This window comes from Serratia sp. Je.1.23.a (genome assembly GCF_051129805.1).
Taxonomy (GTDB): Bacteria; Pseudomonadota; Gammaproteobacteria; order Enterobacterales; family Enterobacteriaceae; genus Serratia; species Serratia liquefaciens.
In genome coordinates, this window is the sequence record NZ_JBCPSR010000001.1 from 913,646 (window position 1) to 935,196 (window position 21,551).

Below are 21,551 nucleotides of genomic sequence, written 5' to 3' on the forward strand. Positions count from 1 at the left end.
TTGGTTAATTTATTGATTTTTAAAGAAAAACAATTTTTTAATGTTTGCAAATAATTTTGAATTTACGACCGAGCCAACCTTGAATAGGTTAAATTTTAGCGCATTTTGTCACTTTCAGAGCGGCAAGGTTTAATTATCGGTTAATTATTATTTTACCGGCCCGTAACAACTGCTGTTTTATTTATCTTGTTTACCGTTAAGTGCGTAATTAGGCAAAAAAAATAAAACAAAAAAACGGCTATTTAACCGTCAAATAATTCTTTGTTATTTTTCTATCTTGGTGTTGCGCCGGCAGAAGGCAGCCGGCGCACAGATACTGAGATTATGCCTGTGCCCAATGGCGACGCTTGGCGGTCTGCAGTTTTTCATAGGCCGCTAGCAGAGCCTGATGTGCCGGTAAGGCTTTCAGATCGCTATCGACAGCGAACAGGCCGTTAAAGCGTTCTTCACCGCTGATGGCCGCAGAGGCGGCATCCACCGTTCCCTGGCCGTACATCTTCACGAAGGCGGAATAGTATTGCGCCGGATCGCGTTCAGGCTCCTGCGTCAGCAGCAACAGGGTTTGCAAACAACGGTAGTAGTTGCTGCGCGCCGGGCTCAACACGGAAGAGTTGAAGTCCTGCGTCCATTCGGCCCAGATCAGCGCCTGATCCAGATCGCCGCCGGCCAGGGCCAGCATTGACTTCAACTCGCCGATACGCAGGGTAGACCAGGCGTTGTCTTTGCCGGAAGCAATTCCCAGCAGCTCGCGCACGCGGGTGAAGTCGTCCAGGCCTTCGTCGTCCAGGCGTTCTAACAGCGCCAGATACTCTTGCGGCTCCCACTCGCTGCCCGGCAGTGCCAGCAGCGTATCGCGCAGGTGCGCCCCCATGCTGTTGTTGGCCAGCAGCAGGTCTTCCGCCGGGTAGATGTCGGACATGCCCGGTACGATGATGCGGCAGGCGTAGACATCCAAATGTTCATAGTCGGCGATATACACTTCAGCGCCTTCTTTGTCGAAGATGCTCATCAGCGTCGCGAATTCTTCCTGCGTGCTGCCGCTGAAGCTCCAGTCGACAAACGGGTAATCTGCGTCCTGTTTAAACATATCCCAGGAGATCAAACCGCTGGAGTCGATAAAGTGGGTTTCCAGGTTAGTGTGCTCCGCCACTTCTTCGTCGTCGAAGGTCGGTGCGGTGAACACGTCCAGATCTTTCAGGCTACGGCCCTGCAGCAGCTCAGTGACGGTACGCTCAAGCGCCACGCCGAAATCAGGATGGGCACCGAACGAGGCAAAACAGGTGCCGTTAGCCGGGTTAAACAGCACCACGCAGATCACCGGATAATTACCGCCCAGCGACGCGTCGTAAGACAGGATCGGGAAGCCTTCTTCTTCAAGCTTGGCGATGGCTTCTACCACGCCAGGATAGCGGTTCAGTACCTCGGCCGGGATCTCTGGCAGGCTGATGGATTCGGCGATGATGCGATTTTTCACATAACGCTCAAACACTTCGGACAGGCCTTGTACGCGCGCTTCGTTGGCGGTATTACCAGCGGACATGCCGTTGGACACGTACAGGTTACCGATGATGTTCATCGGAATGTAAACGGTCTGCTGGTCAGACTGGCGAGAGAACGGCAGGGCGCAAATGCCGCGATCGCCATTACCGGACTGCAGATCGATCAGATCGCTTGCGTTGACTTCCTGATCCGGATTGTAGAAAGCATGCAGACGCTCATCGAGAATACCGGCCGGCAACGAGTCATCGGCTGGGATCGGGAACCACTTCTCGTTCGGGTAATGCACGAAGTCACCTTCGGCAATCTGTTTCCCCAGATAGAAGTCGGCAAAGAAGTAGTTGGTGGAAAGGCGTTCGAAGTATTCGCCCAAAGCGGAGGCCAGAGCAGCTTTTTTGCTGGCGCCTTTGCCGTTGGTGAAGCACAGCGGGCAATCGCGATCGCGGATATGAACCGACCATACATGAGGTACCGGATTCAGCCAGGAGGCCTCTTCGATATTAAAACCCAGGTCGCTTAATTTCTGTTGGAAACGGGCGATAGAGTCTTCCAGCGCGGCGTCTTTGCCAGGGATAAAAGTTTGCGTCATTGTCTTCACTTTTTGAGCGTACTAAAAACGCGCAATGATACGGGGTTTTACGCTCAAGCTCCATGTATTCCTAAAGCGGTGGCAAAGTCACAGTTTTTTTAGGGATAAGGGCCATAATTCAGCGGGTTATCTATCATGGAGAAACTCAATGAAATCAGTGAAACTCAGCGCCGTGGCGCTACTGTTGGCGGGTGCAAGCGGTTCGGCGTTGGCTTTGCCTACCATTACCTTGTTGGCGACCGGCGGCACCATTGCTGGCGGTGGCGAATCGGCGACGAAATCCAACTATACGGCGGGGAAACTGGGCGTTGACGCTTTAGTGAGTGCCGTGCCTGAGCTAAAAAACCTCGCCAACGTGCAGGGCGAGCAGGTGGTGAACATCGGGTCGCAGGACATGAACGATGAGGTGTGGCTGAAGCTGGCGAAGAAAATCAACGCCGACTGCGCCAAAACGGATGGCTTTGTCGTTACCCACGGCACAGATACGCTGGAAGAGACCGCCTATTTTCTGGATCTCACGGTCAAATGTGACAAACCGGTGGTGATCGTCGGGGCAATGCGCCCGGCAACGGCGATGAGCGCTGATGGTCCGTTCAATCTGTATAACGCAGTGGTGACGGCGGCAGATCCGCAATCGGCGAAACACGGGGTGTTGGTGGCGATGAACGACAGCGTGTTGGATGCACGCGATGTGACAAAAACCAATACTACGTCGGTGCAGACTTTCCAATCGCCTAACTTCGGCCCGCTTGGTTACATCCATAACGGCAAGGTTGATTACCAGCGTGCGCCGCAGCGCAAGCACACCACCGAGACCCCGTTTGACGTGTCTAACCTGACAGCGTTGCCGAAGGTGGGCATTATCTACAATTACGCCAATGCTTCCGATGCCCCTGCGAAGGCTTTGATCGCCGAAGGGTATCAAGGCATCGTCAGTGCCGGGGTCGGTAACGGCAACCTGTATAAAACGGTGTTCGATACGCTGGCGACGGCCGCACATAACGGTGTCGCCGTGGTGCGTTCTTCCAGAGTGCCCACCGGCTCCACCACCGAAGACGCTGAAGTGGATGACGCGAAGTTCGGCTTTGTCGCTGCCGGCACGCTGAACCCACAGAAGGCGCGGATCCTGCTTCAACTGGCGTTGACGCAGACCAAGGACGCCAAACAGATCCAGCAGATGTTCAATCAATACTGAGTGCATTTTCCTCATTCGGGGGCCCTGGAGCCCCCTAGCTATGTTGGCTGAATACAGCATAAAAAACCGCGTTAACCCACTGAATTGGCCACCTTCACAGCGTTTTATTGCAGAAAATACCGGTGATTTGGCAGAGCCTGTTATCGTCACGTTCAAGGCTTTCCCGGCATCGGGCGAATAACCATTGCAGGCGGGGGGCGTGAGTGATAAAACCGATGGGTTACTTCGGGCGTATTTCGGTAGGCCAGTATCATTGGCGAATAGTGAATGTGGTGAGGGGAAATGACTCAGGTTTATAATTTTAGCTCTGGCCCGGCAATGCTGCCGGTTGAAGTGTTGCGTCGTGCAGAACAGGAGCTGTGCAACTGGCACGGCCTCGGTACCTCGGTGATGGAAATTAGCCATCGCAGTAAAGAGTTTATCGAAGTTGCCCAGCAGTCCGAGCAGGATCTGCGCGATCTGCTGAAGATCCCCTCCAATTATAAAGTGCTGTTCTGCCACGGTGGCGCTCGCGCACAGTTTGCTGCGTTGCCGTTGAACCTGCTGGGTGACAAAACCACCGCGGACTATATCGACGGCGGTTATTGGGCGCACAGCGCCATCACAGAAGCGCAAAAATACTGCTCGCCAAACACCATTGACGTGAAAACCAACGTCGACGGCCTGATCGGCATCAAACCGATGAAAGAGTGGCAGTTAAGCGATGACGCGGCCTATGTGCACTATTGCCCGAATGAAACCATCGACGGCGTAGCGATCGATGAGTTACCTGACTTTGGCGATAAAGTGGTGATTGGCGATTACTCCTCCACCATTCTGTCGGGTCCGCTGGACGTCAGCCGTTTCGGCGTAATTTACGCCGGTGCGCAGAAAAACATTGGGCCGGCCGGGCTGACCCTGGTGATCGTACGTGAAGATCTGCTGGGCAAAGCCCGTCGCGAAGTCCCGTCCATCCTCGATTACACCGTGCTGGCCGAAAACGATTCCATGTTCAACACGCCGCCGACCTTTGCCTGGTACCTGTCCGGCCTGGTGTTCAAATGGCTGAAAGAGCAGGGCGGCCTGGTAGAGATGCACAAACGCAATCAGGCCAAGGCCGAATTGCTGTACGCGACCATCGACAGCTCTGACTTCTACCGTAGCCGGGTGGCGCATGCCAACCGCTCCTGGATGAACGTGCCGTTCCAACTGGCGGATTCTGCGCTGGATAAAGTCTTCCTCAGCGAAGCAGAAGCCATTGGCCTGCAGGCGTTAAAAGGTCACCGGGTGGTTGGCGGCATGCGTGCTTCTATTTACAATGCAATGCCGTTGGCCGGGGTGAAGACCTTAACCGACTTTATGGTCGACTTCGAACGTCGTCACGGTTAAGTCCGGCGCCTGTCGTGAGCAGGTAGCCTTCGCTGTTGTCCTTTTGCGTTAAAGCGGCTCCGGCATTATCCCGGGGCCGTTTCGTTTATCAGATTTTGGAGATTTTTGTTCACATGGTGGATTCCCTGACGTTACAACCGGTTGCCTTGGTCAATGGCACCGTCAACTTACCTGGCTCCAAGAGCGTGTCCAACCGTGCTCTGCTGCTGGCTGCGCTGGCGGAGGGGACGACGACGCTGACCAATCTGCTGGACAGCGATGACGTGCGCCATATGCTGAATGCGCTACAGGCATTAGGGGTGAGCTACCAACTGTCAGACGATCGTACCACCTGTACAGTCGAAGGTGTTGCCGGCCCGCTGGTGGCTAACCAACCGCTTGAGCTGTTCCTGGGCAATGCCGGCACCGCGATGCGCCCTTTGGCGGCGGCGCTGTGCCTGGGCAGCAATGATGTGGTGTTGACCGGCGAACCGCGGATGAAAGAGCGCCCAATCGGTCATCTGGTGGATGCCCTGCGTCAGGGGGGCGCGCAGATTGATTATCTGGAGCAGACCGATTACCCGCCATTGCGCCTGCGCGGTGGCTTCCAGGGCGGCGATGTGACCGTGGACGGCAGCGTATCCAGTCAGTTTCTGACCGCATTGCTGATGACGGCACCGCTGGCCAAACAGGACACCCATATCCATATCAAGGGCGAGCTGGTTTCCAAGCCGTACATTGATATCACCCTGCATCTGATGCGCACCTTCGGCGTTGAAGTCAGCCACGACAACTATCGCGTGTTCCACATTAGCGGTAGCCAAACCTATCGCTCACCGGGTGATTATCTGGTGGAAGGGGATGCCTCTTCCGCGTCTTATTTCCTGGCGGCAGCGGCGATTAAAGGCGGTACTGTACGCGTTACCGGCATTGGTAAAAAAAGCGTTCAGGGCGACACCAAGTTTGCCGACGTGCTGGAAAAAATGGGCGCACGTATTACCTGGGGCGATGACTATATTGAATGCAGCCGTGGTGAACTGCGCGGTATCGACATGGACATGAACCATATTCCTGATGCGGCAATGACCATCGCAACCGCAGCCCTGTTTGCCGAAGGCCCGACCACCATCCGCAATATCTACAACTGGCGGGTCAAAGAGACCGATCGCCTGGCGGCGATGGCGACGGAGCTGCGTAAAGTGGGGGCTGAGGTGGATGAAGGGGAAGACTACATTCACGTGGTGCCACCGGCCAAGCTGAAATTTGCCGATATCGGCACCTATAATGATCACCGTATGGCGATGTGCTTCTCGCTGGTGGCGTTATCGGACACCCCAGTGACCATTCTCGATCCGAAATGTACCGCGAAAACCTTCCCGGATTACTTCGAACAGCTGGCGCGCATCAGTCAATTGGCATAACTCCGCAGTCAGATGCTTTTTTTTTAAGGCCCTTAATTGGGCCTTTATCGTTTTTAACGCCCGCAGGCTGCGGGCGTCCACTATACTTTTGCGCGGACGTACGCTTATTTTCAACAACCAGACAGTTCCAGGGTAACAGTTAGTCGTTTGGCAGCGTATAATGCGCCACCGTGACTGCCCCGACTGGGCAGGCGGCAGGGACGCTTTTAATTATGCTTTCGCATTGTGCTGACGGCAGGTTATGTCCCTGTGAGGTTTTCTACCTGAAGGAGAGAGAAATGACGGCTACAGCTCCGGTGATAACCGTTGATGGACCAAGTGGCGCAGGCAAAGGTACTTTGTGTAAGGCGCTGGCCGAATCCCTTGGTTGGCGTTTGCTGGATTCCGGTGCGATCTATCGCGTACTGGCACTGGCGGCACTGCATCATCAGGTTGATATCACTTCTGAGGAGGCGCTGGTTCCCCTGGCCGCACATCTCGATGTTCGCTTTGTTGCCGAAGGTGGCAAACTGCAGGTGATTTTGGAAGGTGAGGATGTCAGCAATGAAATCCGCACTGAAACCGTCGGCAATACCGCTTCGCAGGCCGCGGCTTTTCCGCGCGTGCGTGAAGCCTTGTTGCGGCGCCAGCGTGCATTCCGCGAGGCCCCGGGCCTGATTGCCGATGGACGCGACATGGGCACCGTGGTATTCCCCGATGCGCCGGTAAAAATTTTCCTGGATGCCAGTTCTGAAGAGCGTGCGCACCGCCGCATGCTACAGTTGCAGGAAAAGGGCTTTAATGTTAACTTTGAACGTCTTTTAGCCGAGATAAAGGAACGGGACGACCGTGACCGTAATCGGCCTATCGCGCCACTGGTGCCGGCCTCCGACGCCCTCGTGCTGGATTCAACCAGCATGTCGATCGACGAAGTCATCCAGCGTGCGCTGACATATGCACATGAAGTTTTAGCGTTGCCGCAGCAGTAAGCGCGGCGGCGTTATTGGCTTTTTGTCATATTTGTCATGGCAGTATCGAACTATATCGGGTAAAATTTTACCCCTGTAACCTAAACCCTGTCGGCATGGAGCCAATGGCGGGGTATGTGAAACAACCCCATTCGGCGGGATGCTAAATGGACGTTAAACTATAGAACCCTGAAGATTAAACATGACTGAATCTTTCGCTCAACTCTTTGAAGAATCCCTGAAAACAATCGAAACCCGTCCGGGTTCCATCGTTCGTGGCGTTGTAGTTGCTATCGACAAAGACGTAGTACTGGTTGACGCCGGTCTGAAATCTGAGTCTGCCATCCCGGCTGAGCAATTCAAAAACGCACAGGGCGAGCTGGAAATCCAGGTAGGCGACGAAGTTGATGTTGCGCTGGACGCTGTTGAAGATGGCTTCGGTGAAACTCTGCTGTCCCGTGAGAAAGCTAAGCGTCACGAAGCTTGGATCACGCTGGAAAAAGCTTACGAAGAAGCTGAAACTGTCGTCGGTGTTATCAACGGCAAAGTTAAGGGTGGCTTCACTGTAGAGCTGAACGGTATTCGTGCGTTCCTGCCAGGTTCCCTGGTTGACGTGCGTCCAGTACGTGACACTCTGCACCTGGAAGGCAAAGAGCTTGAGTTCAAAGTCATCAAGCTGGACCAGAAACGCAACAACGTTGTAGTTTCTCGCCGTGCGGTTATCGAATCAGAGAACAGCGCAGAACGTGATCAACTGCTGGAAAACCTGCAGGAAGGCATGGAAGTTAAAGGTATCGTTAAGAACCTCACTGACTACGGTGCATTCGTTGATCTGGGCGGCGTAGACGGCCTGCTGCACATCACTGATATGGCTTGGAAACGCGTTAAGCATCCGAGCGAAATCGTCAACGTTGGCGACGAAATCACTGTTAAAGTGCTGAAGTTCGACCGCGAGCGTACTCGTGTTTCCCTGGGCCTGAAGCAACTGGGCGAAGATCCATGGGTCGCTATCGCGAAACGTTACCCAGAAGGCACCAAGCTGACTGGTCGTGTAACCAACCTGACTGATTACGGCTGCTTCGTAGAAATCGAAGAAGGCGTTGAAGGCCTGGTACACGTTTCTGAAATGGATTGGACCAACAAAAACATCCATCCGTCCAAAGTTGTTAACGTGGGCGATGTAGTGGAAGTTATGGTTCTGGACATCGATGAAGAGCGTCGTCGTATCTCCCTGGGTCTGAAGCAGTGCAAAAACAACCCATGGCAGCAGTTTGCAGAAACCCACAACAAGGGCGACCGCGTTGAAGGTAAAATCAAGTCTATCACTGACTTCGGTATCTTCATCGGCCTGGACGGCGGCATCGACGGCCTGGTTCACCTGTCTGACATCTCCTGGAACGTTGCAGGCGAAGAAGCAGTTCGTGAATACAAGAAAGGCGACGAAATCGCAGCGGTTGTTCTGCAAGTTGACGCAGAGCGCGAGCGTATCTCCCTGGGCGTGAAGCAACTGGCTGAAGACCCGTTCAATAACTACCTGTCTATGAACAAGAAAGGTACTATTGTTACTGGTAAAGTCACTGCAGTTGACGCCAAAGGTGCTACAGTTGAATTAGCAGGCGGCGTAGAAGGTTACCTGCGTGCATCTGAAGCCTCTCGCGACCGCATTGAAGATGCAACTCTGGTTCTGAATGTGGGTGACGACGTTGAAGCTAAATTCACCGGCGTTGACCGTAAGAACCGCGTAGTAAGCCTGTCCGTACGTGCTAAGGACGAAGCTGACGAGAAAGACGCAATCGCTACTGTTAACAACAAACAGGAAGAGAGCAACTTCTCTAACGCTATGGCTGAAGCTTTCAAAGCGGCTAAAGGCGAGTAATGACGGGGGGCGGTTTTTTAATCGCCCCGATACGGTAGTTTAGCTGCAAAGCTTGGAGGAACTATGACCAAGTCTGAACTTATTGAAAGACTTGCTGGCCAGCAATCTCATGTACCGGCGAAAGCCGTTGAGGATGCAGTGAAAGAGATGCTAGAACATATGGCTGCTACGTTAGCCGATGGTGAACGCATTGAGATCCGCGGATTCGGCAGTTTTTCTCTTCACTACCGTGCTCCGCGTGTGGGTCGCAACCCGAAAACTGGTGATAAAGTTGAGTTGGACGGCAAGTACGTTCCTCACTTCAAGCCAGGCAAAGAGCTGCGTGACCGCGCCAATATCTATGGTTAGTCACTGACTTCCATAGAGTTGTTGCTTGTACTGAAATATAAAACGGCGCCCCCAGGGCGCCGTTTTTTTTGGCCTGAACGCTGAGATTGACAGGTTGATTCTGCACTTTTCTGCTTGCTAGGTCGCAACATGTTGCTCCTGAAGGTAACGGTCATCGTTATTGTGCGGCGCCTCGCGCACGTCGTTAGATTATGGCTGGTGGAACCTGGTCTTGATGTGAACAATCCCGTGATGTTGGCGGCTTGAATAGCTGCCCCAAACCGGGAGAAACCCTATCAAGACCTCGCTGGATTTGGCGATCATCGCGATTATCTGCGGCACTCTGCCCCTGCTTTTCATGCCGCACCTGCCTGACGCACGAATAATGCTATGCGTCATTTTGCCCATCTGTTGTTACCTGTGGCGCAGGGGGGCCCTATGCCGATTTATGGCATGGGGGGCTTTAGGCTTTTTGTGGGCGGTATTCACTGCCGGAAACCTGGTCGATCAAATCAACCGCCTGAGCCAGGGGCCTGTAGTGCATGCCGTGGTCAAGGTTAGCGGCATTGAGCTTGCGGCTACAGCACGCAAGCAGACGGTAATGCATATAGAACAGATTAATGGCAGGTGGTTGGTGCCATCCATTGCCTTTTCCACACTGTGGCAACCCAAAGAGCAACCTTTGTGCGCCGGACAGCGCTGGCAGATGCAACTGCGCCTGCGGCCTGTGCACGGCAATTTAAATGAAGGGGGCTTTGACAGCCAACGTTGGGCTATCTCGCAGCGTCAACCATTAACGGCACAGGTAAAGAGCGCCACACTTTTGGATCCCGCCTGTAGCAGGCGACAGCGTATTATCCGCCATGCCGAAAACAATATTGGTACGGTTCGTTATCAGGCCGTTTTACTGGCTTTGGCCTTTGGTGAGCGCGGGGCACTAGAGCCTTCACTGCGTTCGCTGATGTTAAAAACTGGTATTGCTCACCTGATGGCCATTTCAGGGTTACATGTGGCGATGGTGGCCATTTTGATTTGGTCTTTGCTGCGGGTGATACAAGTTTTGTTGCCTGCCCATAGGATTGGTTACCGTTTCCCTCTGGTGATCAGTTGGCTCGGTGCATTGGGTTATATCTGGTTGGCTGGTGCACACCCACCGGCGGTAAGAACCGGCCTGGCGTTGACCCTCTGGATGCTGCTACGCATACGGGGCATTCATTGTTCCTCTTGGCAAGTTTGGTTGTGGTGTATCGGCTTGATACTGATTTGCGATCCGCTGGCGGTGTTGTCCGACAGCTTTTGGCTCTCGGCGATGGCGGTGTTATGCCTGATATTTTGGTTTGAATGGGTCCCCCTCAATTCCCGTTTTCGCGTGGGATGGTATTGGGCACCGCTGCGTTGGCTGCATATTCAGTGTGGTATCACTTTGTTGCTGGTGCCGATGCAAGCAGGCTTGTTTCTTGGCCTCAGTATGACCTCAATACCGGCCAATCTTTGGGCCGTACCCTTGGTTTCCCTGGTGACGGTTCCGCTGATACTTCTCGCCGTGGTACTGGGGATTTTCCCTCCGTTGAGTACCGGGTTGTGGTGGGCAGCAGACCTCACGCTGGCGTGGGTTTTCACCCCATTACACTACCTGCAGAACGGGTGGCTTGACCTTGGCGCAGCATCGCTGGTTGTCAGCATTATGGGCTGGTTGATGGTGATTTTCTGGCGCTTTCATTGGTGGCTGCGCTATGTCTCGGTGCTGGTAACGCTGGCAGTGTGCTGCCTGCTGTGGCGGGAGAAAGCCCCGTCATATCGCTGGCGCGTAGATATGCTCGATATTGGTCATGGCTTGGCCATGGTGGTTGAAAAGAATGGCCGGGCGATATTGTACGATACTGGACCCCGTTGGGAGACGGGCAGTGCGGCCACGCGCAATATCGTCCCCTTTCTTAACTGGCGTGGGCTGCCGGTGGATCAAATCGTCATTAGCCACGATCATTTGGACCATATCGGTGGTCTTGAGGAATTGCAGCAGGCATTCCCGCTGGCGACGGTGAGAAGTCCTCGGCTTGGCGCTGGCCACTTACCCTGCATCGCGGGGGAAAGTTGGCAATGGCAATCGCTGCAATTCCAGGTGCTGTGGCCACCGAAAGCAGTAAAGACCGCGGGAAATGACGACTCGTGCGTCATCCGTATCGATGATGGCAAATACAGCCTGTTGCTGACCGGTGATGCGGAAAAAAGGTCGGAAGCACAGCTGGTACGGCATCAGCGCCATTTGTTGCGTTCGACGATATTACAGGTTCCTCACCATGGCAGTAAAACGTCATCCACTCCGCCATTTTTACGTGCTGTAGCGCCGGAGGCGGCAATAGCTTCCGCATCGCGTTACAATAAATGGCGATTACCTGCGGTTAAAGTCGTCGCCAGATATCGGGAAAATGGCATCATATGGCGCGATACATCGCGCTCCGGTCAGTTATCCGTACTTTTTTTCGACAACGATTGGCAAATTAAAGGCTTTCGTGAACAAATAATGCCCCGTTGGTACCATCAGCGGTTTGGCGTAGAGGGTGATAATGAGTAAAATGGGCCGCTATTTCTTCCGATGCTGGTATTTGCATGATGAATGATAAAGATCTCTCCACCTGGCAGACTTTCCGTCGCCTCTGGCCGATGATCACACCTTTTAAGACCGGGCTGATCGTGGCCGCCATTGCGTTGGTAATGAACGCAGCCAGCGACGCCTTTATGCTGTCTTTGCTTAAACCTTTATTGGATGACGGTTTTGGGAAAACGGAAAGCAGTATCCTGCTGTGGATGCCATTGGCCGTTATTGGCCTCATGGTGGTGCGCGGGGCGACGGGCTTTGTTTCCAGCTATTGCATTTCATGGGTTTCCGGCATGGTGGTGATGCACATGCGTCGTCGTCTGTTTGGCCACATGATGAGAATGCCGGTGTCCTTCTTCGACCAGCAATCTACCGGTACATTACTGTCTCGCATCACTTATGATTCCGAGCAGGTCGCTTCATCCTCGTCCAGTGCACTGGTGACCGTGGTGCGTGAAGGGGCGTCGATCATCGCGCTGTTCACCATGATGTTCTATTACAGCTGGCAGCTTTCGGTGATCCTGATCGTCCTGGCTCCTATTGTCTCTATTGCGATCCGCATCGTTTCCAAGCGCTTCCGTAATATCAGTAAAAACATGCAGAACACCATGGGGCAGGTGACGACCAGCGCCGAGCAAATGCTGAAGGGCCACAAGGAAGTTCTGATTTTTGGCGGCCAGCAGGTTGAAACCGATCGCTTCAATTCGGTCAGCAATCGCATGCGTCAACAGGGTATGAAGTTAGTTTCAGCTTCCTCAATCTCTGACCCTATCATTCAGTTGATCGCTTCGTTGGCTTTGGCCTTTGTGCTGTATGCCGCCAGCTTCCCAAGCGTGATGGAAACCCTGACTGCGGGTACCATCACCGTGGTGTTCTCTTCGATGATCGCTCTGATGCGTCCGCTGAAGTCACTGACTAACGTCAACGCGCAGTTCCAGCGTGGGATGGCCGCGTGCCAGACCTTGTTCTCGATTCTGGACATGGAGCAGGAAAAAGACACCGGTACCCGCGAAGTGACTCGTGCGAAAGGCGACATCGAATTCCGCAATGTTACTTTCTACTATCCAGGCAAAGAAACCCCAGCGCTGCGTGATATCAATCTGAGCATTTCAGAAGGTAAAACGGTGGCGTTGGTGGGCCGTTCAGGATCGGGCAAGTCGACCATCGCCAATTTGCTGACCCGATTCTATGACGTTCAGGAAGGCGAGATCCTGATGGATGGTCACGATCTGCGCGAATACACGCTTGCGTCGTTGCGCGATCAGGTAGCCCTGGTTTCGCAAAATGTGCATTTATTCAATGACACCATCGCCAACAACATCGCTTACGCGCGTGAGGAACGCTATACCCGCGAAGAGATAGAGAAGGCCGCGCGCATGGCTTACGCCATGGATTTCATTGAGAAAATGGACAATGGTCTGGATACGGTAATTGGCGAGAATGGCGTAATGCTTTCCGGCGGTCAGCGCCAGCGTATCGCCATCGCCCGTGCCTTGCTGCGCGATTGCCCGATTCTGATCCTCGATGAAGCCACCTCGGCACTGGACACCGAATCAGAGCGTGCTATTCAGGCCGCGTTGGATGAGTTGCAGAAAAACCGTACTTCATTAGTGATTGCGCACCGTCTGTCGACGATTGAGAAAGCCGATGAAATCCTGGTGGTTGAGGATGGCCGTATCGTCGAGCGTGGCGAGCATGCCGTATTGATCGAAAAGCAGGGCGCCTATGCCCAGCTGCACCGTATGCAGTTTGGTCAATAATGATCGAACGCATCTGGTCAGGCAGTTCGCTGGTTTATTTGCTGTTATTACCGCTGTCCTGGCTGTATGGCCTGGTCAGCGGACTGATTCGGCTCAGCTACCGTTGCGGCCTGCGTAAAAGCTGGCGTGCGCCGGTACCGGTAGTAGTGGTGGGAAATCTCACCGCTGGCGGCAATGGCAAAACCCCGATGGTGATCTGGCTGGTGGAGCAGTTGCAGCAGCGTGGTTACCGGGTGGGTGTCGTTTCGCGCGGTTATGGCGGTAAAGCAGAGGCGTATCCGCTGTTACTCAATGCGAGTACTACTACCCGGCAGGCCGGGGATGAGCCGGTTCTGATATATCAACGTACCGCCGCGCCGGTTGCCATCTCGCCGAACCGTGCCGAAGCGGTTCAGGCGCTGCTTAAGCAGCACCGACTTGATATTGTGATTACCGATGACGGTTTGCAGCATTACGCCTTACAGCGCGATTTTGAATTGGTCGTGATTGATGGTGTACGCCGCTTCGGTAATGGTTGGTGGTTGCCTGCGGGCCCGATGCGCGAACGCGTTTCGCGTTTGAACAGCGTTGATGCATTGATCACCAACGGTGGCGTGGCGCAACCGGGTGAAATTGCCATGCGATTGCAGGCGCGCGAAGCGGTGAATGTTGCCACTGGCGAACGCCGGCCCGCGGTTGAATTGCTGCATGTGGTGGCGATGGCCGGCATTGGCCATCCGCCGCGCTTCTTCGCCACGCTGGAAAAGCTGGGTGTGGACGTTGAAAGAGAAGTGGCGTTTGCCGATCATCAGGAATACCAACATGACCCGCTGGCGGCGCTGGTAACTCCTGGACAAACGCTGCTGATGACTGAAAAAGATGCGGTCAAATGCCGGGCCTTTGCCCAGCCTAACTGGTGGTATTTACCGGTTGATGCGGTACTTCCCCCCGATCAGGCTGAGCAACTGCTGCAAAACATCGAAGCCCTGCTGAAGCAATAATTCAAACCGCTAGCGCGTGCAGCCCCAAGGCTTGCGCGCAGGCGTCTATCGAGCGCTGCTGTGTTTGCTGATACAGCGATAGCTCATCGATCACCTCGGCTCCCAAAGCCAGTTCAAACGCCGCTTTGCTTGACGTTGCGTTGTATTGCGCATGGCTGGTATCGCCGAGATTCGACTGAAAAATACCCGCGGCACTGACCGGCAAGAAATCTTCATACACCAATGGCTGGAAGCGGATATATTCCTTGGCAATCAACTGTTCCAGCGTGCTGTGCTGATCCAATGAGTCTTTGGCTGCCAGCCCGCATTCGGTCGGGAAATAGCGGAACCAGGCCAACTGCTGCTCTCGCAGGGTGGCATAATCATCCGGAAACGCCTGAAAGTTTTGCGCCAGCAGTTGATTGTAGCGATCTGCGTTTTTCTCGTTGGGCGGTGCCTGCAGTGCATCGTTGGTAGCCTGCAGCAGACGATCGTAGAGTGCGCGGCCTTTCGTCGTCAACGCAACGCCGCGCTGTTCTATTTCACCGAAGCGGGCAGTATGGTGCCCGTGAACGGCGCTGCCGTCATGCTCAACGAAATCGACGTTTTCCTCCAGCGCTTTAAAGCTGGTTTGGCGCAGCAGGATAGGGCGGCGACGCGGCGGTGGCCCTTCAATCACCGCTTTGGGAGTGATGCCTCGGCCAGGCATTGCCTGTTGAACCAGGTCGATATTAAGGGTGCGCGGCGTCAGGTGGTTAATGTGCGGGCCTTTGAACGCGACCACGTCAGCAATCAAACGGTGTTGGTCGTGCAACTGCTGATATTCGGCTGCGCTGACCGTCGCCCGGCTGTGCCAACGGAAGGTTTCCAACGCTTGCTCGACAAATTCGTCGGCCTGGTTCTCGTCCAACCCACCCTGGGCTTCTTGCAAGGCGATCAGCTCTAGTGCGCGCTCGGTAAATATTCTACGACGCGCCAACAGTTGTTGCGCCAGTTGACGTAGTTCCGGATTATCAATCAGCTCTAGTCGCAAGAGCGAAGTGAACACACGAAAGGGGCTGATCTGCAGCGCGTCTTCATGTACCGCACGAAATGCGGTGGAGTGGACCGGAACGCCTGCTACTGCCAGGTCATAATAGCCCACCGGCGACATGCCCATAACGTTAAACAGCCGCCGCAGGGTCGCCAGTTCTTGCTCAGTACCCACCCGAATAGCGCCGTGACGCTCCATGGCCAGTCGTTCGATTTCGCCAGTAATTTGTAATTGATGAGCCAATGCGGCATCTTCGCGCAGGACCTGTCTGTTAGTTTCCGCTACCAGTTCGAGCAAATCGCCGTACAGAGGTACCTCTTTTTGGTACATCTCTGACATGGCGTGGGAGAATCTGGCGCGGATTTCATTCGGTGAGACGAACTGCTGGGCGGTCATGCGCATAGCTCCTTGATTCAGTATAATCTGAAAAATTATATTTTTGACGGCATAAGTGCTGGCTGCAAGGCCATCTGCCTTGTTTTCACCTCAAGTTTAGCCATGTCGATTGGGTTTTGTTATAGCTTGGGCAAGCATATTAGATTTTTATGCGTTAGCTCTCATTTGAACAGCACAGGGCGGTAACATTGGCCGTCCAGAAGGCAATAACGCCAAGATTTTTACATAAAAAAAGATAAATTAACTCATGCACAATCATAGACATAAAAACAAATTCGAAGTAATGATAAAAATAAGGCAATAAACCTCTTGTGCAAAGAATAGATTTATGAGTAAATGCAAGTCGGCCTGTGATACAGACCTATTTATGTTCGAGTATAGAGTTAAGCAGTTCCTCCAAAAACGTTATCATCTGATTCCGCTTCAAAGACGAACCTTCTAAGTACCTCCCATAAGTAATGTTTCTAAAAACGGCCTAAATTGCCTTATGGCAGGTTTTGTATATATATTTAAAAGGTAAATGTGTAATGTCTAAGAAGACTGGTCAGGTGAAGTGGTTCAACGAAAGCAAAGGTTTTGGTTTTATTGAACAGAACGACGGTGGAAAAGATGTATTCGTACATTTCTCTGCAATCGCGACCGATGGTTTCAAAACTCTGGCTGAAGGCCAGCGTGTTGAGTATACCATCCAGGACAGCCCGCGCGGGCCGGCTGCCGCCAACGTTGTTGCTCTGTAAGAAAACAGGGAATAGCGTAAAACGATCTTAATACAACCATGATGATGCGTTATTGCTGATTCATTGCGGAAGATATTAAGTTCAACAGGCCCGCCGTAGTGCGGGTTTTTTATTTTTTGCTCACGAGAGGTTTGTTACGAAAAACTTTAGGATGGGCTGGTAGCGTCCAACAATAATAAAAATGACGTTGTTAAGGATGCTCAAGTAAAAGGATATAAGTTATGTTTAAAAATACTGTGTTACAAATGGGCCGTGTGAAATGGTTTGATCAGGCTGCAGGCTATGGTTTTATTTCACCGGTAGACGGTAGCGACGAAATCTATGTAAGCCGTCGTTCTATTGCCAATACTAAAAATAAATCATTAAACGAAGGTCAGAACGTCGAGTTCTCGATCTATCGCAGCTCTCATGGGCTGTCAGCGGCAGACGTTATCGCGTTCTGACCCACCCCTTCCTCGCCAGTGCCGGTGCCGCCACCCCAAGCACTGGCGAAGATAAATTTCCCGATATCCACTATTATCAAGCGATTGTTCAGTCACTTCGGATATCAGGATGAACACCCCCGTTATTTCTCTTACTGCCGCCCGTGCGCTCCACCTTGCCGCACAGGGGTTGTTAGCCCCGATAAAACGTAAAGCCAAGCCCGACGATGTGGTTGCCGCCATTCAGCGTATGGGCCTCCTGCAAATCGATACCATCAGCGTTGTCGCTCGCAGCCCCTATTTGGTGCTGTTCAGCCGCTTGGGTGATTATCAGCCCGAATGGCTGGAACAGGCGCTGGCCGGTAGACAGTTGTTCGAGTACTGGGCACATGAAGCCTGCTTTTTACCCATTGAAGATTTTGGCCTGCTGCGACATCGTATGCTGCAGCCGCAGGGTATGGGCTGGAAGTATTCCGAAGAGTGGATGCAGGACCATCGCACCGCAATTGATGCACTGCTGCAACATATTGAAGCCGCTGGCCCCGTACGTTCGGCGGATTTTAGCGCCGAGAAGAAAGGTAACAGCGGTTGGTGGGATTGGAAGCCGGAAAAGCGGCATCTCGAGATCCTGTTTACCGCCGGCAAACTTATGGTGGCTGAGCGACGCAACTTCCACCGCGTTTATGATCTTACGGAAAGGCTAATGCCCCATTGGGATGATAGTCGACACGGGCTGGCGGCCGATCATGCGCGGCATGAGATGTTGACGCGTACCTGTCGCTTCCTGGGGATATTCAAGGCTGAATGGCTGGCAGATTACTACCGACTGAAGCGAGTGGCGCCGAAGGCGCTCTTGGCCGGGTTGCAGCAGCAGGGAGAAGTGCTGCCGGTGTTGATCGACGGATTGGACGGGGAGTTTTACGTACACCATTCGTTGGCCGCAGAACTGCACCTGGCGGAGCAAGGTAAGCTGAAATCAAGCGTAACCACTCTGCTTTCTCCCTTCGATCCAGTGGTTTGGGATCGCCGCCGCGCCCTGGAGTTGTTCGATTTCGATTACCGGTTGGAGTGTTACACGCCAAAAGAAAAACGGCAGTATGGCTATTTCACCCTTCCCGTGTTGCAACGTGGAGAACTGATTGGTCGCATTGATGCAAAAATGCATCGTCGGCAGGGTATATTTGAAATCATCAGTTTCCATCCGCAGACCAAGGTTCGCTTTGGTAAACAGCGTATGCAGGACATTCGGCTAGCCATCACCCGTAGTGCAAAATGGCACGGTGCAAATCAGGTTATTTTGGGTGATATTCCGGCACCGCTGGCGACCGAATGGCGCGAGGGTTGGGAAGTGGAATAACGAACGGCGTTGTCGGCGTGGGTAAAACGAATTCCAGCGCCGCTCGTTACAAGGGGGGGGCCTCAGTTGCTGAAGTTGGCAAACATGGCGATGATCTTATGAATACGTTTGATCATGAGAAATATCTTTTTGTGATCTGAATCACAAAATTCTACGCCTGCGCCATTGCCAGTTCAATCCCTGCAGCAGATTAAAACGCAACAGCAAGGCAGCCGGTGATTAACCTGGCGCATAGCGTTGTGCTATCCTCATCCACTTTCCTTACGTAAGATCTCCACCCTGGAGGATGCATGGACCACCGTTTACTCGAAATCGTTGCCTGTCCGGTCTGCAACGGTAAGCTCTATTTCAACAAAGAAAACCAGGAACTGGTGTGTAAAGTGGATGGCCTGGCCTACCCGCTGCGTGATGGCATTCCGGTTCTGCTGGAAAATGAGGCGCGGGCGCTTTCATTGGATGAGAAACACGCATGAGTTTCATCGCTATTATTCCAGCTCGTTATGCTTCAACCCGTTTGCCTGGGAAACCACTGGCCGATATTCACGGTAAGCCGATGGTGGTGCACGTCATGGAACGTGCGCGCGAGTCCGGTGCCAGCCGCGTCATTGTGGCGACCGACCACCCAGCCGTCGCCGAAGCGGTGAAAGCGGCCGGTGGTGAAGTTTGCATGACCCGGGCCGATCACAATTCGGGCACCGAACGTTTGGCTGAAGTGATCGAGCATTATGGCTTTAATGATGACGAAATCATCGTTAACGTTCAGGGTGACGAACCTCTTATCCCTCCGGTCATAGTACGGCAGGTGGCTGAAAACCTGGCGGGCAGCCAGGCTGGTATGGCTACCTTGGCAGTGCCGATCGACAGTGCGGAAGAAGCCTTTAACCCCAATGCAGTTAAGGTGGTTATGGATGCGAAGGGCTATGCGCTCTACTTTTCGCGCGCCACCATTCCGTGGGATCGTGAACGTTTCGCCCAATCCAAAGAGAGCATCGGCGACAGCCTGTTGCGGCATATCGGCATTTACGCCTATCGCGCCGGCTTTGTGCGCCGTTATGTCACCTGGGCGCCAAGCCAACTGGAACAAATTGAGTTGCTGGAGCAGTTGCGGGTGCTGTGGTACGGCGAAAAAATCCACGTGGCGGTTGCCAAGGCAATGCCGAGCGTGGGGGTTGATACGCCGGAAGACTTGCAGCGTGTCCGTGACAGCATGAAAAGCTGATCATTGAACGCCGGTGCGCCACACGGCGCGCCGGCGGTATTATCATTTCCCTTCTTATATCCCCATTTTGTTGATCTGCGTTGAAGAATTTATCTGCTTAGCGTTCGATGATAGCTGCGTCTCTTCCTATCTCTTGAGGCTATTTCCTTATGGAGCAGTTACGCGCTGAACTGTGTATTGTGCTGGGTGAGTCTATCAGCCGACTGGAACGCGTCAGCGAGCAGCCTTATGCACACATGTATTCACTGTACGACCAACAGGGGCACGCTATTCCGCTGATGGCGAAAAGCTTTGTCTGCCAAGGGATTGCCCAGCAGGAGGCCTATAAGCTGTCGATGCTGGCGCGCGAAGGCGATATTCGTTTGCCGACGGTGTATGGCGTGGTCTATACCCAGCAATCACCCTATAAAGAGATCTTGCTGATAGAACGTTTGCGGGGCGTATCCGCAGAAGCGCCGACGCGCACACCGGATCGTTGGAATTCGTTGATGGAACAGGTGGTCGACGGCGTATTAGCCTGGCACCGTATCGACAGCCACGGCTGCGTCGGCACGGTCGACAGCACTCAGGAAAACGACTGGTTCTGCTGGTATCAACAGCGGGTGGAAGTGCTGTGGTCAACGGTCAGCAACCTTAATTCGCCGCAGCTGACGATGGCAGACCGTCGCTTGCTGTATCGCACACGTGAAGCATTGACCCATTTTTTTGTCGGATTCGACGATCCCTGCGTGCTGGTGCACGGCAACTTGTCGCTACGCAGTATGTTAAAAGACCCCAAAAGCGATCAATTACTGGCGATGTTGAACCCTGGAATGATGCTGTGGGCGCCACGGGAATATGAGCTTTTCAGGCTGTGTGAAGCGGGCATGCCCAGCCAACTGCTGTTTTATTATTTGCAACGTGCGCCGGTGGCGGAATCTTTCCTGGTGCGGCGCTGGTTGTATGTGGTGTGGGAGGCGGTGGGGCGGTTGATTCATACCGGCAAGCTGGATCGGCAACCGTTTGATTATGCTTCCAAACAGCTGCTGCCCTGGCTTGCCGGTTAAGCTGGTTTAGTCGGCAGAAACCTCATCGGCCCCTTTAAGCCATTGCCACAGGCTGCCGAGCGTTTCATACCAGGCGCGTTCGCTGTGGCCAAGGAACATAGCCGATGGCACCACGCGATCCCAGATATTCAAACGTGAGCTGATGGCCAATTGGTTGGCCGGTGCCGGAATAGGGTGCAGCCCCTTGGCTTCAAAGAAGCGCATCGCCCTTGGCAAATGGTTAGCCGAGGTCACCAGAATAAAGGGCTGTTGCCCGACCAGCTTCGACACCTGCAACGCCTCTTGCTCGGTATCCATCGGGCGATCCAACAGCACTATGTCGCTGCCTGGCACTCCCAGGCTTTCCGCTACCTTCGCCGCCGTCGCCGCGTTACTCAGAGTATTGGGCCCCCCGGCTCCGGTGAATACCATTTTTGCCCCGGGATGCGCGAGATACAGGCGCACGCCTTCCGTGACGCGTGGCAGGCTGTTACCGATCAGGTTGGAACTGGGGGCCCAATCGGGATTAAAGGTATAACCGCCCCCCAGCACCACGATATACTTTACCGGGTCAGTGCCGCGATAGGTGGCATACTCCGATTCGATTGGGCGTAGCAGCCTGTCGGCCACCGGCTGCAGGCTGAAAAGCAGTAAAAACAGCCAGCTCACCGTCAAAATGACCCTGCCGCTTTTTTGCCAACGGGTGAACCACAGCAGCAACAGCGCCAGTCCCATCAACAGCAGCAGCGCAGGTAACGGCATTAAAATGGCGCCAATGAACTTTTTCAGGTTAAACAGCATCAAAAATCAGGTCCTTTTGGGCGAAAAAACGACATCCGGGCACATTC

The 21,551-nt window shown here is 53.6% G+C and carries 18 protein-coding genes; 15 read left to right on the forward strand and 3 right to left on the reverse strand.

Translation table 11 applies throughout. The features are described from left to right. Positions 1-322 precede the first annotated feature (322 nt). A complete protein-coding gene (gene ycaO, locus AAZT04_RS04395; RefSeq protein WP_048761873.1) occupies positions 323-2,086 on the reverse strand; it encodes a 30S ribosomal protein S12 methylthiotransferase accessory factor YcaO in 1,764 nt (587 codons plus the stop codon). Positions 2,087-2,234: 148 nt separating this feature from the next. Here ycaO and ansB point away from each other — a divergent pair, with 148 nt between their 5' ends. The 9 genes from ansB to lpxK all read left to right on the forward strand — a co-directional run bounded on the left by ansB (position 2,235) and on the right by lpxK (position 14,535). Further along, positions 2,235-3,281 carry an L-asparaginase 2 gene (gene ansB, locus AAZT04_RS04400; protein ID WP_420283204.1) on the forward strand — a complete coding sequence of 349 codons (1,047 nt, stop codon included), beginning with the start codon at positions 2,235-2,237 and terminating at the stop codon, positions 3,279-3,281. A 282-nt stretch (positions 3,282-3,563) separates the two neighbouring features. Beyond that, entirely contained in the window at positions 3,564-4,649 is a 1,086-nt protein-coding gene (gene serC, locus AAZT04_RS04405) for a 3-phosphoserine/phosphohydroxythreonine transaminase (protein ID WP_046373996.1), read from the forward strand. A gap of 113 nt (positions 4,650-4,762) precedes the next feature. Then, entirely contained in the window at positions 4,763-6,049 is a 1,287-nt protein-coding gene (aroA, locus tag AAZT04_RS04410; RefSeq protein ID WP_020826128.1) for a 3-phosphoshikimate 1-carboxyvinyltransferase, read from the forward strand. Positions 6,050-6,327: 278 nt separating this feature from the next. After that, complete coding sequence (gene cmk, locus AAZT04_RS04415) at positions 6,328-7,017, forward strand: (d)CMP kinase (protein ID WP_020826129.1); 690 nt, start codon at positions 6,328-6,330, stop codon at positions 7,015-7,017. 181 nt (positions 7,018-7,198) lie between these two features. Then, positions 7,199-8,872 carry a 30S ribosomal protein S1 gene (gene rpsA, locus AAZT04_RS04420; RefSeq protein WP_020826130.1) on the forward strand — a complete coding sequence of 558 codons (1,674 nt, stop codon included), beginning with the start codon at positions 7,199-7,201 and terminating at the stop codon, positions 8,870-8,872. Between the two features lie 63 nt (positions 8,873-8,935). After that, positions 8,936-9,220 carry an integration host factor subunit beta gene (gene ihfB, locus AAZT04_RS04425; RefSeq protein ID WP_004942652.1) on the forward strand — a complete coding sequence of 95 codons (285 nt, stop codon included), beginning with the start codon at positions 8,936-8,938 and terminating at the stop codon, positions 9,218-9,220. Positions 9,221-9,470: 250 nt separating this feature from the next. Further along, positions 9,471-11,771, forward strand: coding sequence for a ComEC family protein (locus AAZT04_RS04430; RefSeq protein ID WP_434679520.1), 2,301 nt, complete (start codon positions 9,471-9,473; stop codon positions 11,769-11,771). Positions 11,772-11,806: 35 nt separating this feature from the next. Further along, a complete protein-coding gene (gene msbA / locus AAZT04_RS04435; RefSeq protein ID WP_048761888.1) occupies positions 11,807-13,555 on the forward strand; it encodes a lipid A ABC transporter ATP-binding protein/permease MsbA in 1,749 nt (582 codons plus the stop codon). Further along, a complete protein-coding gene (lpxK, locus tag AAZT04_RS04440; protein ID WP_116690813.1) occupies positions 13,555-14,535 on the forward strand; it encodes a tetraacyldisaccharide 4'-kinase in 981 nt (326 codons plus the stop codon). The genes msbA and lpxK overlap by 1 nt, the downstream gene beginning before the upstream one ends. A gap of 1 nt (position 14,536) precedes the next feature. On the opposite strand, the gene hglS is transcribed toward lpxK, so the two are convergent. After that, positions 14,537-15,943, reverse strand: coding sequence for a 2-oxoadipate dioxygenase/decarboxylase HglS (gene hglS, locus AAZT04_RS04445; protein ID WP_020826135.1), 1,407 nt, complete (start codon positions 15,941-15,943; stop codon positions 14,537-14,539). A 527-nt stretch (positions 15,944-16,470) separates the two neighbouring features. Here hglS and cspE point away from each other — a divergent pair. From cspE to AAZT04_RS04475, 6 genes are all read left to right on the forward strand, one after another. Continuing rightward, complete coding sequence (gene cspE, locus AAZT04_RS04450) at positions 16,471-16,680, forward strand: transcription antiterminator/RNA stability regulator CspE (RefSeq protein ID WP_020826136.1); 210 nt, start codon at positions 16,471-16,473, stop codon at positions 16,678-16,680. A 221-nt stretch (positions 16,681-16,901) separates the two neighbouring features. Beyond that, positions 16,902-17,123, forward strand: coding sequence for a cold-shock protein (locus AAZT04_RS04455; RefSeq protein WP_006320799.1), 222 nt, complete (start codon positions 16,902-16,904; stop codon positions 17,121-17,123). Between the two features lie 109 nt (positions 17,124-17,232). Further along, positions 17,233-18,459 carry a winged helix-turn-helix domain-containing protein gene (locus AAZT04_RS04460; RefSeq protein WP_434679090.1) on the forward strand — a complete coding sequence of 409 codons (1,227 nt, stop codon included), beginning with the start codon at positions 17,233-17,235 and terminating at the stop codon, positions 18,457-18,459. A 290-nt stretch (positions 18,460-18,749) separates the two neighbouring features. Further along, positions 18,750-18,932 carry a Trm112 family protein gene (locus tag AAZT04_RS04465; RefSeq protein WP_006320791.1) on the forward strand — a complete coding sequence of 61 codons (183 nt, stop codon included), beginning with the start codon at positions 18,750-18,752 and terminating at the stop codon, positions 18,930-18,932. After that, entirely contained in the window at positions 18,929-19,678 is a 750-nt protein-coding gene (gene kdsB, locus AAZT04_RS04470; protein WP_129983605.1) for a 3-deoxy-manno-octulosonate cytidylyltransferase, read from the forward strand. Before AAZT04_RS04465 ends, kdsB begins: the two co-directional genes overlap by 4 nt. A 149-nt stretch (positions 19,679-19,827) precedes the next feature. Next, on the forward strand, positions 19,828-20,724 hold the full coding sequence (locus tag AAZT04_RS04475) for a YcbJ family phosphotransferase (protein WP_048761901.1): 897 nt from the start codon (positions 19,828-19,830) through the stop codon (positions 20,722-20,724). Between the two features lie 6 nt (positions 20,725-20,730). Here AAZT04_RS04475 and elyC read toward each other — a convergent pair whose 3' ends face one another. Then, positions 20,731-21,504, reverse strand: a complete 774-nt coding sequence (gene elyC, locus AAZT04_RS04480) for an envelope biogenesis factor ElyC (RefSeq protein ID WP_048761905.1) — start codon at positions 21,502-21,504, stop codon at positions 20,731-20,733. Between the last annotated feature and the right edge of the window lie 47 nt (positions 21,505-21,551).